At 71.6% G+C, this 12322-nt stretch carries 11 protein-coding genes and 1 tRNA gene; 10 read left to right on the top strand and 2 right to left on the bottom strand.

Annotation, left to right across the window (positions count from 1 at the left end; all coding sequences use genetic code 11):
• Positions 1–15 precede the first annotated feature (15 nt).
• From G472_RS0120495 to G472_RS0120450, 10 genes are all read left to right on the top strand, one after another.
• Entirely contained in the window at positions 16–1296 is a 1281-nt protein-coding gene (locus G472_RS0120495; RefSeq protein ID WP_029009866.1) for a glycosyltransferase family 4 protein, read from the top strand.
• Between the two features lie 73 nt (positions 1297–1369).
• Positions 1370–1690: a heme-degrading protein HmuQ gene (gene hmuQ / locus G472_RS0120490; protein ID WP_029009865.1), complete on the top strand. Its 321-nt coding sequence runs from the start codon at positions 1370–1372 to the stop codon at positions 1688–1690.
• A 166-nt stretch (positions 1691–1856) separates the two neighbouring features.
• On the top strand, positions 1857–2360 hold the full coding sequence (locus G472_RS0120485; RefSeq protein WP_029009864.1) for a (2Fe-2S)-binding protein: 504 nt from the start codon (positions 1857–1859) through the stop codon (positions 2358–2360).
• A gap of 31 nt (positions 2361–2391) precedes the next feature.
• Positions 2392–4779 carry a xanthine dehydrogenase family protein molybdopterin-binding subunit gene (locus G472_RS0120480; RefSeq protein ID WP_029009863.1) on the top strand — a complete coding sequence of 796 codons (2388 nt, stop codon included), beginning with the start codon at positions 2392–2394 and terminating at the stop codon, positions 4777–4779.
• Between the two features lie 13 nt (positions 4780–4792).
• The gene (locus G472_RS0120475; RefSeq protein ID WP_029009862.1) at positions 4793–5587 is read left to right on the top strand and encodes an FAD binding domain-containing protein; all 795 of its coding nucleotides are present in this window, start codon (positions 4793–4795) and stop codon (positions 5585–5587) included.
• A 9-nt stretch (positions 5588–5596) separates the two neighbouring features.
• Positions 5597–6520 carry an AAA family ATPase gene (locus G472_RS0120470; protein WP_029009861.1) on the top strand — a complete coding sequence of 308 codons (924 nt, stop codon included), beginning with the start codon at positions 5597–5599 and terminating at the stop codon, positions 6518–6520.
• Positions 6517–7791 (top strand): vWA domain-containing protein, encoded by a 1275-nt coding sequence (locus G472_RS34610; RefSeq protein ID WP_051341089.1) that lies wholly within the window; start codon positions 6517–6519, stop codon positions 7789–7791. Before G472_RS0120470 ends, G472_RS34610 begins: the two co-directional genes overlap by 4 nt.
• Positions 7792–7905: 114 nt before the next feature.
• Entirely contained in the window at positions 7906–9090 is a 1185-nt protein-coding gene (locus G472_RS34605) for a S41 family peptidase (RefSeq protein WP_051341088.1), read from the top strand.
• 213 nt (positions 9091–9303) lie between these two features.
• On the top strand, positions 9304–9648 hold the full coding sequence (locus G472_RS0120455) for a helix-turn-helix domain-containing protein (RefSeq protein WP_029009860.1): 345 nt from the start codon (positions 9304–9306) through the stop codon (positions 9646–9648).
• Positions 9638–10909 carry a type II toxin-antitoxin system HipA family toxin gene (locus G472_RS0120450; protein WP_029009859.1) on the top strand — a complete coding sequence of 424 codons (1272 nt, stop codon included), beginning with the start codon at positions 9638–9640 and terminating at the stop codon, positions 10907–10909. The genes G472_RS0120455 and G472_RS0120450 overlap by 11 nt, the downstream gene beginning before the upstream one ends.
• Before the next feature lie 196 nt (positions 10910–11105).
• Here the strand turns inward: G472_RS0120450 and G472_RS0120445 are convergent.
• Both G472_RS0120445 and G472_RS0120440 read right to left on the bottom strand, forming a co-directional pair.
• Positions 11106–11182 (bottom strand) — tRNA-Pro (locus G472_RS0120445).
• A gap of 97 nt (positions 11183–11279) precedes the next feature.
• Entirely contained in the window at positions 11280–12302 is a 1023-nt protein-coding gene (locus G472_RS0120440) for a polyprenyl synthetase family protein (RefSeq protein ID WP_029009858.1), read from the bottom strand.
• Between the last annotated feature and the right edge of the window lie 20 nt (positions 12303–12322).

Raw genomic sequence — 12322 nt, 5'->3', positions numbered from 1 at the left:
GAGGAAGCGTGCAGCATGAACATCGTCATCGTGTCCGACGCCGGCGAGCCGGACGGCGCCTCGACCAAGATCGCCATCCTCAGCGCCCGCGCCCTGGCGGAGCGGGGGCACGACATCCTGTACGTCCACGCCGTCGGCGCCGCCAGCCGGCTGCTCGACCACCCCAACATCCGCGTGCACGCCATGGGGCTGCGCGATGTCTGGCAGGAGGCCAACCCCTTGCGGGCCGCCGCGACCGGGGTATGGAACGGCCGGGCGGCCGGGTGGCTGGCGGCGCTGCTGGCGACGGTGCCGCGGCGTACGGTGGTGCACCTGCACCACTACACCCGGGCGCTGAGCCCGGCGGTGCTCAAGGTGGCGGGGCAGAGCGGCCTGCCCTGGGCCTTCACCCTGCACGACTACGTCATCGCCTGCCCCAACGGCCTGTACTACGACCACCGGGCGGCCCGGCCCTGCACCGTACACCCCCTGTCCGCGCGCTGCGCCGCCACCGCCTGCGACGGCCAGGGGGCGGCGCACAAGCTGGTGCGCCTCGCCCGCCTGGCGGCGACCCGGCGCGCGCTGGCGGCCCGCCGACGCCCGCTGACCCTGATCTGCCCGTCCGCCTTCGCGCGCGACGTGGCGCGCCCGCTGCTGCCCGACGACACCCGGGCGGTGGTGGTGCCCAACCCCGTGGACATCGAACAGGCGCCTCCGGCACCGGTGGCACACAACCGCCGCATCCTCTTCATGGGGCTGCTGGCGCGCGAGAAGGGGGTGGGCGTGCTGGCCGCGGCGGCGCGGCAGGCGGGGGCGGAGCTGGCATTCGTCGGCGCCGGCCCCTACGAGGCGGAGCTGCGGCGCATCAACCCCGACGCCGCCATCCTGCCCTGGCCGGCGACCCGCGCCGAGGTGCTGGCACACATGGACACGGCGCGCGCCATCGCCTTCCCGTCCCTGTGGTACGAACCCTTCGGCCTGTCGGCCATGGAGGCGCTGGCCCGCGGCATTCCGCTGGTGACGACCGCCACCACGGCCCTGAGCGGCGCCATCGACGACGGCGTGGACGGCTTCCTGACGCGGGCGGGCGACGTCGACTCCCTGGCGGCGGCGCTGACGGCCCTGCGCGACGACGCGGTGGCCGAACGGGTCGGCCTGGCCGCCTGGACCCGCTACTGGCAGAACCCCTCCACCCCGGCCCGCCACGCCGAACGCCTGCTGGGCGTCTACCGCACCATGCTGGCCGCCGTGGACGCCGGCGTCGAGACCGTGACCGACACCGACATCGATCCCGAAACGGAGGTCCCCGCGGTGTAGCGGCGCGCCGGGTGTCGCCGGCGCGCGGATCGCGTTACACTGCGCGCCGGCCATGGCAGAGGAGCCCGACCCCATGTTCATCGCAATGAACCGCTTCAAGGTCCGCCCGGACGCCGCGGAGGAGTTCGAGGCGGTCTGGCTGAACCGCGAGGTGCACCTGCGCGAGGTGCCCGGATTCGTGGAATTCCACATGCTGCGCGGGCCGGACCGCGACGACCATCGCCTGTACGCCTCCCACACCGTGTGGGAGTCGGAGGAGCATTTCCTGGCCTGGACGCGCTCCGACGCGTTCCGCAACGCCCACCGCGGCGCCGGCGAGCGCAAGCCCCTCTACCTGGGCCCGCCGCAGTTCGAGGGATTCACGGTGATCCAGACCGTCGGCCGCGACGCCTGACCGCCTCTCCCCTCCCCCCTGTCCGAAGGGCCGGCTTGACCGCGGTGCCGGGACAACCCTTATCCTTGTGTAAAACGGGCTTCGGCGGATTGCCGGAGGCGCCAACGGTCATGGTTCCGGACGTCACGGTCACGGATAAGGACGATCCACGGGAGGGATTCGCGATATGGCCTGCACCATCACCCTGACCGTCAACGGAAAGGCGGTCACGCGGGAGGTCGAGGAGCGCACACTGCTCGTCCACTTCCTGCGCGAGCATCTGGGACTCACCGGCACCCACGTGGGCTGCGACACCAGCCAGTGCGGTGCCTGCGTCGTCCATGTGGACGGGCGCTCGGTCAAATCCTGCACCATGCTGGCAGTCCAGGCGGCGGACTGTGCCGTCACCACCATCGAGGGGCTGGCCCCCGCCGACGGCACCCTGCACCCGATGCAGGAGGCGTTCCGCGAACACCATGGCCTGCAATGCGGGTTCTGCACGCCGGGCATGGTGATGAGCGCCGTCGATCTGGTGACCGACAACCCCGATCCCTCCGAAGCGGAGGTGCGCGAGGGGCTGGAGGGCAACATCTGCCGCTGCACCGGCTACCACAACATCGTCAAAGCGGTGCTGGCCGGAGCGCAGGCGATGCGATCCGCCGACACCGAAGCGGCCGCCGCGGCCGAATGACGCACCCCGGACATAAGGGAGGAGTTGTGCGATGGCGAACCCCAGCGGGATCGGCGCGTCCGTGCGCCGGCGCGAGGACAAGCGGTTCCTGACCGGCCGCGGCACCTACACCGAAGACATCCGGCGCCCGAACGAGACCCGGGCCTATATTCTCCGCTCCCCCCACGCTCACGCGCGCATCGCCGGCATCGATACGGCCGACGCGCAGGCGGCACCGGGCGTGGTGGCGGTGTTCACCGGCGCCGACATGGCCGCCGACGGCGTCGGCAGCCTGCCCTGCGGCTGGCTGATCCACAACAAGGACGGCTCGCCGATGAAGGAGCCGCCCCATCACCCCATCGCCCGCGACAAGGTCCGCTATGTCGGCGACCCCGTGGCCGTGGTGATCGCCGAAACGACGGCGCAGGCAAAGGACGCGGCCGAGCTGATCGTGGTGGATTACGAGGAGCTGCCGGCCGTCGCCTCCCTGCGCGCCGCGCTGGACGAGGGGGCCGCCGGGCTGCACGACGACGCCCCCGGCAACGTCTGCTACGACTGGCATCTGGGCGACGCCGCGGCGGTGGACGCCGCCTTCGCGCAGGCCGCCCACGTCACGACGCTGGAACTGGTCAACAACCGGCTGATCCCCAACGCCATGGAGCCGCGGGCGGCGATGGGCGAGTACGACCCGGCCACCGGCGAGCACACGCTGACCACCACCTCCCAGAACCCGCACGTCATCCGCCTGCTGATGGGCGCCTTCGTGCTGGGCATCCCGGAGCACAAGCTGCGCGTCGTCGCCCCGGACGTGGGCGGCGGCTTCGGCTCCAAGATCTTCCACTACGGCGAGGAGGCCATCGTCACCTGGGCGGCGAAGAAGATCGGCCGGCCGGTAAAGTGGACGGCGGAGCGGTCGGAGAGCTTCCTGTCCGACGCCCATGGGCGCGACCACCTGTCGAAGACGGAACTGGCGCTGGACAAGGACGGGCGCTTCCTGGCCCTGCGCGTCTCCACGGTCGCCAACATGGGGGCGTACCTGTCCACCTTCTCCACCTCCATCCCCACCTACCTGTACGCCACCCTGCTGGCCGGCCAGTATCGCACCCCGGCCATCTACGCCGAGGTGAAGGCCCTGTTCACCAACACCGCGCCCGTCGACGCCTACCGCGGCGCCGGCCGGCCGGAAGCCTGCTACCTGATCGAGCGGCTGGTGGACACGGCGGCGCGCGAGATGGGCATCGACCGCACCGAGATCCGCCGGCGCAACTTTGTGCCGAAGGAGGCTATGCCCTACGCCACGCCGGTGGCGCTGGAGTACGACACCGGCGACTTCGCCCGGAACCTGGACATGGCCCTGCCCCTCGTCGACTACGCCGGATTCGCCGCCCGCAAGGCGGAGGCGGCGGCGCGCGGCAAGCTGCGCGGCATCGGCTTTGCCACGTACATCGAGGCGTGCGGCATCGCCCCGTCCAACATCGCCGGCGCCCTGGGCGCCCGGGCCGGCCTGTACGAGTCGGCGGAGGTGCGCTTCCACCCCACCGGATCGGTCACCGTGTTCACGGGGTCCCACAGCCACGGCCAGGGCCATGAGACGACCTTCGCCCAGCTCGTCGCCGACCGCTTCGGCATCCCCATCGACAACGTGGAGATCGTCCACGGCGACACCGCCAAGGTGCCGTTCGGCATGGGCACGTACGGCTCCCGCTCGCTGGCGGTGGGCGGCTCGGCGCTGGTCAAGGCCATGGACAAGGTGGAGCGCAAGGCGAAGAAGATCGCCGCCCACCTGATGGAGGCGGCCGAAGCGGACATCGAGGTGAAGGACGGCCGCTTCGCCGTCGCCGGCACCGACAAGGCCGTGGGCATCGCCGACATCGCCATGGCCGCCTACATCCCCCACAAATTCCCCCTGGACGAGCTGGAGCCGGGGCTGGACGAGCAGGCGTTTTACGACCCGAAGAACTTCACCTACCCCAACGGCTGCCACGTCTGCGAGGTGGAGATCGACCCCGAGACCGGGGTGACCCGGGTCGTCGCCTTCACCGCCGTGGACGATTTCGGGCGCGTCATCAACCCGCTGATCGTCGAGGGGCAGGTCCACGGCGGCATCGTCCAGGGCATCGGCCAGGCGCTGCTGGAGAATTGCGTCTACGACGAGAGCGGCCAGCTCCTCACCGGCTCCTACATGGACTACGGCATGCCCCGGGCCGACGACGTGCCGTCGTTCACCGTGCGCTACCACGAGGAGGCGCCCTGCACCCACAACCCGCTGGGGGTCAAGGGCTGCGGCGAGGCCGGCACCATCGGCGCCTCGGCGGCGGTGATGAACGCCGTCGTCGACGCGCTGGCGGAGTACGGCATCACCCACCTGGACATGCCCGCCACGCCCGAGCGGGTGTGGCGCGCCATCAACGAGTCCCGCCCCGCCATGGCGGCCGAGTGAGGGAGGACAGTCCATGTACGCGTTCGAGTACCAACGCCCCGCGACCCTCGCCGACGCCGTTGCGGCGCTGACCCGGTCGGAGGACGCCCGGCCGCTGTCCGGCGGCATGACCCTGCTGCCCACCCTGAAGCAGCGTCTGGCCCAGCCGTCGGAGCTGGTGGACCTGTCCGGCGTGCCCGACCTGCAGGGCGTGCGCGAGGAGGACGGCGCCCTGCTGATCGGTGCCTTCACCCGCCACGCCGACGTGGCGGCCGGCGAGACGGTGCGCCGCCGCATCCCGGCGCTGGCCCGGCTGGCCGAGAGCATCGGCGACCGCCAGGTGCGCAACCGCGGCACGCTCGGCGGGTCCATAGCCAACGCCGACCCGGCGGCCGACTACCCGGCCGCGGTGGTGGCGCTGAACGCCACGGTGCGGACCGACCGGCGGGAGATCGCCGGCGACGACTTCTTCACCGGCCTGTTCGAAACGGCGCTGGAGCCGGGCGAACTGGTGGTCGGCGTGCGCTTCCCGGTGCCGGACGCGGCGGCCTACGCCAAGTTCCGCCACCCGGCCAGCCGCTACGCCCTGGTCGGCGTGTTCGTCGCCCGCTTCGGTGCGGAGGTGCGCCTCGCCGTCACCGGTGCCGGCCCGTCGGTGTTCCGGGTGCCCGAGATGGAGACGGCGCTGGCATCCGACTTCCGCCCCGAGGCGATCGCCGGCATCACGGTGGACGCCGACGGCCTGAACGGCGACATCCACGCCGCCCCCGACTACCGCGCCCACCTCGTCACCGTCATGGCGAGACGCGCGGTGGCGGCGTGCGGGTGATCCCGGATCATGCCCGTTGCCCTCCCCGCCTCCGTCGACTCCACGCTGGACCTGCTGGCCGGCGGCGACTATGTCGCCGACCGGTCGCTGGCGACGGCGCTGTTCCTGGCGCTGAAGCTGCGCCGCCCGCTGTTCCTGGAAGGCGAGGCGGGCGTGGGCAAGACCGAGATCGCCAAGGTGCTGGCGCGCACGCTGGGGCGCCGGCTGCTGCGCCTGCAATGCTACGAGGGGCTGGACGCCGCGGCCGCGGTGTACGAGTGGAACTACGCACGCCAGATGATGGAGATCCGCCTGGCCGAGGCGGCCGGCGACCGTGATCGCGACGCCCTGGCCGCCGACCTGTTCGGCGAGCGGTTCCTGATCAAGCGTCCGCTGCTGCAAGCCCTGGAGCCGGACCTGAACGGCCCCCCCGTGCTGCTGATCGACGAGCTGGACCGCACCGACGAGCCGTTCGAGGCGTACCTGCTGGAGGTGCTGTCCGACTTCCAGATCACGATCCCGGAGTACGGCACGATCCGGGCGCCGGAACCGCCGCTGGTCATCCTCACCTCCAACCGCACGCGGGAGGTGCACGACGCCCTCAAGCGCCGCTGCTTCTATCACTGGGTCGACTATCCCTCGGCGGCGCGCGAGCGGGAGATCCTGCGCGTCAAGGCGCCGGCGGCCGACGCCCGGCTGGCGGCACAGGTGGTGGGCTTCGTGCAGGCCCTGCGCGCCATGGACCTGTACAAGGCGCCGGGGGTGGCGGAGACGCTGGACTGGGCGCAGGCGCTGGTGGAGCTGAACCAGCTTGAACTGGACCCCGCCACCATCAACGACACGCTGGGCACGCTGCTGAAGTACCAGGACGACATCGCCCGCATCCGGGGCAGCGAGGCGGCCCGGCTGCTGGCGCGGGTGAAGACCGAGCTGGCCGCCACCCGCGCGCCATGACTTCCGACACCTCCCCGGTCGGCGAGGCGCGGCTGGCCGTCAACCTCATGCACTTCGCCCGCGCCCTGCGCGCCGCCGGCCTGCCGGTGGGGCCGGGCACGCTGCTGCGCGCCATCGAGGCGGTGGAGACGGTGGGGCTCGGCGACCGCCGGGATTTCTACTGGGCGCTGCACGCGGTGTTCGTCACCCGGCGCGAGCAGCGCACCGTGTTCGACCAGGCGTTCCACGTGTTCTGGCGCAACCCCGACCTGCTGAAGCGCATGATGGGCATGATGCTGCCCGGCCTGCGCACCGGCCCGGATGACCGCAAGGCCCTGTCGCGCCGGGTCGCCGACGCCCTGCGCGGCCCCGGCGCCGACGACGGGGCGGCGGCGCAGGAACCGGAGCGGACGGAGGTGGAGTCGGACGCCGCCTTCACCGTATCCGACCGCGAGCTGTTGCAGGGCAAGGACTTCGAGTCCATGTCGGCGGAGGAGCTGGCGCAGGCGCGGCGCCTGATGGCCCGCCTGGTGCTGCCGGTGGCGGCGGTGCCGACGCGCCGCTTCCGCCCCGATCCCCGCGGCCCCCGCATCGACCCCCGCGCCACCCTGCGGCGCATGCTGCGGTCCGGCGGCGACGTGGCGGAGCCGGCCCGGGCGCGCCGTCGCACCCGACCGCCGCCGCTGGTGGCCCTGTGCGACATCTCCGGCTCCATGGGCCGCTACTCGCGCATGCTGCTGCACTTCCTGCACGCCCTGACCAACGACCGCGACCGCGTCCACAGCTTCGTCTTCGGCACCCGCCTCACCCCCGTCACCCGCCACCTGCGCCGGCGCGACGTGGACGCGGCCCTGGACGCGGTGTCGGCGGCCGTGCCCGACTGGTCCGGCGGTACCCGCATCGCCGCCACCCTGCACGCGTTCAACCGCGTCTGGGCGCGGCGGGTGCTGGGCCAGGGGGCGATCGTGCTGCTGATCACCGACGGGCTGGACCGCGACGCCGGCGCGGGGCTGGCGGCGGAGGCTGCGCGCCTGCACCGGAGCTGCCGCCGCCTGATCTGGCTGAACCCGCTGCTGCGCTGGGAGGGGTTCGCGCCCAGGGCCTCGGGCGTGCGGGCGCTGCTGCCCCATGTGGACGAGTTCCGCCCGGTGCACAGCCTGAACAGCCTGGTCGACCTGGCCCGCGCCCTGGAACGGCCGCCCGCCGGTCCCGACGCCGCACTGCGCCGGCGGGTGCGCGAGGCGGCGGGGGATGGCCGCGGCCACGCCGCCGCCCCCGTTCCGCCCCGGTGATGCCACGATCGGGCCGTTGCGGGCCTCACCGCTTCCACAAAGAAGCGGTACCTCCGGACGGCGCGCAGCGCCGCCGGCGCGCGCGGGACCCCGTTGCATTGTGAGGCACCCCCCGTGAAGGCCACGATCCTGCCGCTTGCGCTAGCCCTTCTGATCGCGTCGCCCGCCGCGGCGCAGCCCGCCCCGCCCGCCTGCCCCTGCCCGTCGTCGGTGCGCGGCGCCGAGGAGGTGGACCCGCAGGCCCTGCAACTCTTCATCGACACGCTGAAGCGCGTGCGCGGCTCCGCCGTCGACCGGCGCAGCGACCGCGACCTGGCCGAGGCGGCGGCCAGGGGCATGCTGCAATCCCTCGACCGCCATTCCACCTACCTCGACCCCGGCGCCGTGGAGCGCTCCCGTTCCACCATGAACGGCGCCTTCGCCGGCATCGGCATCCAGCTCGCCATGCCCGCCGGCCGGCTGACGGTGGCGGCGCCCATGCCGGAGTCGCCGGCCGCCCGCGCCGGCATCCTCGCCGGCGACCGCATCCTCGCCGCCGACGGCGCCGCGCTGGCCGGGCTGAGCGTGGAACAGGCGGTGGAGCGCCTGCGGGGGGCGCCGGGAACGCCCGTCACCCTGCGCCTGGAGCGCGACGGCAAGGCGTTCAACGTCACCCTGGAACGCGCCGTCATCCGCACCCGGCCGGTCACCTGGGAGACGGACCGGGGCATCGGCTATGTCCGCATCGCCCTGTTCAACCGGGACACCCGGGCCGAGCTGGGCCGGGCCATGGCGGCCCTGGACGGCACGGTGGCGGGCTATGTGATCGACCTGCGCGACAACCCCGGCGGCCTGCTGGACCAGGCGGTGCGCGTCGCCGACGCCTTTCTGGAGTCCGGCACCATCACCACCATCCGCGGGCGGGATTCGGCCGTGCTCCAGCGCTTCACGGCGTCGCGGGGCGATCTGGCGGGGGGACGCCCGATGGCGGTGCTGATCAACGGCGCCTCCGCCTCGGCGTCGGAACTGGTGGCGGGCGCGTTGCAGGACCACGGCCGGGCGGTGGTGGTCGGCACCCGCTCCTTCGGCAAGGGCACGGTGCAATCCACCGCCGCGGTGAACGGCGGCGGTGCCATCAAGATGACCACGGGCCGCTATCACACGCCCGGGGACCGGGCGGTGGACCGCGTCGGCATCGCACCGGACGTGGTGGTGGAGCAACCGCGCCGCGCCGGCGGGCGGACCGACACCGCCGCCGACAACCAGCGCCGTCACGCCGTGGACCTGATCCTGAGCCGCGCCGGCAAGCGCCCGGCCTGACGGCCGGTGAGCCCCGCGCCATCCCGGCCACGTGGCGGGGCTCCCGTCAGGCTTCACCGTCTGCGAGCCAGGTCAGGGGGGTGCCCCCGTGCGCTCAAAGGCACAACACCCCTGATAATGCGCGCTTAAGAGCCCTTCTCTCGCCTATAGCCCGGGAATCGGTTATCCTCTTAAGAGCATATATGCCCGTATAAATGGCTCTTAAGGTTCGACATGGTTGCTCGCAACCCACTGCTGACCGCCCCGCCCTACGCCGTCGAGCAATCGCTCAAGCGGCTGGGGGCGGACCTGCGCACGGCGCGCCTGCGCCGCAACCTCAGCGTCCGGGACGTGGCGCAGAAGATCGGCACCGGCCCGCGCGCCGTACAGGACGCGGAGAAGGGCAAACCGTCCACCAGCGCCGCCGTATACGCCGCGCTGCTTTGGACGTTCGACCTGCTGGGGCAACTCGATGCCGTAGCCGCCCCGGACCGGGACGAAGAGGGGAAAATCCTGGCGTCGGCGCGGGACCGGCAACGCGCACGGCGATCGGGGGGGAGTCTGAGCGATGACTTCTGAAACCCGCCCGGCTGGCTGTTACGTCTACATCACCCTGCCGGGAGAAACCCGGCCCGTGACGGCGGGGCGCTACGAGTTGACCACGGATCGACGCGGCTCCGCCCTCGGACGCTTCGTCTACGGACGCAGCTATCGGGAACGCCCCGATGCGGTTCCCATCGATCCCCTGGACCTGAAGCTCGGCCCCCGTGTCTATGAGACGGCCGCCCTGAACGGCATGTTCGGGGCATTGCGGGATGCCGGGCCGGACTATTGGGGGCGGCGCGTCATCGAGCGGCATGCCGGCAAGGCACAGCTCGGCGAATTGGACTACCTGCTGTGCTCTCCGGACGACCGGGCGGGCGCCCTTGGCTTCGGCCTCAACGTGACGCCGCCCGCCCCCATGCGGCTTTTCAACCGCACGCTGGACCTGGCGAAGCTTCAGGCGGTCGCCGACGCCATCGTCCGGAATGAGGATAAGGCGGATACGGGCGACGCGGCGCAGATCGAAGAGCTGCTGCTGGTCGGCACCTCGATGGGCGGCGCGCGTCCGAAGGCCGTCGTCGAGGACGAGGACGGCCTTTGGCTTGCCAAGTTCAATCGCCCCGATGACCGATGGAACAGCGCGCGCATCGAGCACGCGATGCTCACGCTCGGCCGTTCCTGCGGCCTGACCACGGCGGAAAGCCGTATCGTCCGGGCTGGCGGGCGCGACGTTCTGCTGGTCAGGCGATTCGACCGTGAAAAGATGGCGGACGGCTATCGGCGCACCCGCATGATCAGCGGTCTGACGCTGCTGCGAACCGAAGACACCCACCGCGCCCGCGACCGCTGGTCCTACGTGCTGCTCGTCGAGGAGTTGCGGCGCGTCACCGCCGAGCCGCGCCGGGAAGCCGTCGAGCTGTTCCGCCGCATGTGCTTCAACGCCCTGATCTCGAACACCGACGACCACCCACGCAACCATGCCGTCATCGCCCGGGACCGGGACCGGGCGCTGTCTCCGGCCTACGATCTGACGCCGACAAGCCCGGTTTCGGTGGAGCGGCGCGACCTGGCGATGAGCTGCGGCGACGCCGGTCGCTTCGCCAACGCCGACAACCTTCTTTCACAGAGCGCCCGGTTTCTGATCCCGGCGGAAGAAGCGGCATCGATCATCGACGACATGGAAGCCCGCGTGAAGGCGACATGGTATGGCGTCGCGCGCGGTGAAGGGGTGACGGAGAAAGACTGTCGGTTGATCGCCGGGGCTTTCGCCTATCCGGGTTTCAGGGGCGTCCGGTAAATGCCGGGTTCGGTCAGTCCTGACGTCAGAACCCGGTATCTGCCGCGACGGCGGCCACGCCCGATAGGGCCGAAGCCTGCGTGGCGTTTGAACGCAGCGGTCAGGATGGTCCTGACCGCGCATAAGTGCCGGCGCCGGCAGCCGTGCCGAAAAGCATCAAGGGCCTCCGGGTTACCCCGGAGGCCCTTGATCTTACTGGTCGGAGAGAGAGGATTCGAACCTCCGGCCCCTGCCTCCCGAAAGCAGTGCTCTACCAGGCTGAGCTACTCTCCGGTCCTGCCGGAACGGACCGTCTTGGGTGGTCCGTCCCGGTGAGGCCGCGTATATAGCGGGTCGTTTCGGGGCGTGCAAGCCCGAAAAAACGGGCCCGTCAAAATTCGCGGTCGATGACGAAATCGACCACGTCCAGCAGGGCGCGCTTGACCGGCATGTCGGGGAACAGGCCCAGCGAATCGCGGGCGATGGCGCCGTAATGGCGGGCGCGCTCCACCGTGTCGGCCAGGGCGCCGTGGCGGGTCATCAGCTCCTGCGCCCGCTCCAGGTCGCCGTCGCGCTGGTCCAGCTCCTCCATGGTGCGGCGCCAGAAGGCGCGCTCCTCCTCGTTGCCGCGGCGGAAGGCGAGGACCACGGGCAGGGTGATCTTGCCCTCGCGGAAGTCGTCGCCCACCGTCTTGCCCAGGGTCGCCTGGCGCGCCGAATAGTCCAGCACGTCGTCGACGAGCTGGAAGGCGATGCCCAGGTTCAGGCCGTAGTCGTTGAGCGCCGTCTCCTCCGCCGCCGGGCGGTCGGCGACCACGGCGCCGACGCGGCAGGCGGCGGCGAACAGCTCCGCCGTCTTGCCCTTGATGACCTCCAGATAGGCCTGCTCGCTCGTCTGCGTGTCGTTGGTGGTCTGGAGCTGGAGCACCTCGCCCTCGGCGATGACGGCCGAGGCGTTGGCCAGAATCCCCAGCACCTCCAGCGACTTCACCTCCACCATCATCTGGAAGGCGCGGGAGAACAGGAAGTCCCCCACCAGCACGCTGGCCTTGTTGCCGAACACCGCGTTGGCCGAGGCCAGGCCGCGGCGCAGGTCGCTTTCGTCCACCACGTCGTCGTGCAGCAGCGTGGCCGTGTGGATGAACTCCACCACCGCGGCCAGCAGCCGGTGATGCTCCCCCCGGTAGCCGCACAGGCGGGCCGCCGCGAGGGTCAGGACCGGGCGCAGCCGCTTGCCGCCGGCGGCGACGATGTAGCCGGCAAGCTGCGGGATCAGCGCAACCGGCGACTGCATGCGGTCGACGATGATGGTGTTGACCGCCAGGAGATCGTCGGCGACCAGGGCGGTCAGGTCGTCGAGCGGCGTCGTCGAGGACTTGCGCCGGTGCGGATCGAGGTTCGTGACGACCGCCAAGGCCGACTCCAATGATGATT

Source organism: Azospirillum halopraeferens DSM 3675 (genome assembly GCF_000429625.1).
Lineage (GTDB): Bacteria > Pseudomonadota > Alphaproteobacteria > Azospirillales > Azospirillaceae > Azospirillum > Azospirillum halopraeferens.
The sequence above is the reverse complement of the archived record's forward strand: the minus strand, read 5'-3'. Positions and strand labels throughout refer to the sequence as shown.

Excerpts from the sequence above, each read along its gene's own strand:
- G472_RS34610 (WP_051341089.1), top strand. The coding sequence starts at position 6,517 with ATGACTTCCGACACCTCCCCGGTCGGCGAGGCGCGGCTGGCCGTCAAC.
- G472_RS0120450 (WP_029009859.1), top strand. The coding sequence starts at position 9,638 with ATGACTTCTGAAACCCGCCCGGCTGGCTGTTACGTCTACATCACCCTG.
- G472_RS0120495 (WP_029009866.1), top strand. The coding sequence starts at position 16 with ATGAACATCGTCATCGTGTCCGACGCCGGCGAGCCGGACGGCGCCTCG.
- G472_RS0120470 (WP_029009861.1), top strand. The coding sequence starts at position 5,597 with ATGCCCGTTGCCCTCCCCGCCTCCGTCGACTCCACGCTGGACCTGCTG.
- G472_RS0120485 (WP_029009864.1), top strand. The coding sequence starts at position 1,857 with ATGGCCTGCACCATCACCCTGACCGTCAACGGAAAGGCGGTCACGCGG.
- G472_RS0120455 (WP_029009860.1), top strand. The coding sequence starts at position 9,304 with ATGGTTGCTCGCAACCCACTGCTGACCGCCCCGCCCTACGCCGTCGAG.
- hmuQ (WP_029009865.1), top strand. The coding sequence starts at position 1,370 with ATGTTCATCGCAATGAACCGCTTCAAGGTCCGCCCGGACGCCGCGGAG.
- G472_RS0120475 (WP_029009862.1), top strand. The coding sequence starts at position 4,793 with ATGTACGCGTTCGAGTACCAACGCCCCGCGACCCTCGCCGACGCCGTT.
- G472_RS0120480 (WP_029009863.1), top strand. The coding sequence starts at position 2,392 with ATGGCGAACCCCAGCGGGATCGGCGCGTCCGTGCGCCGGCGCGAGGAC.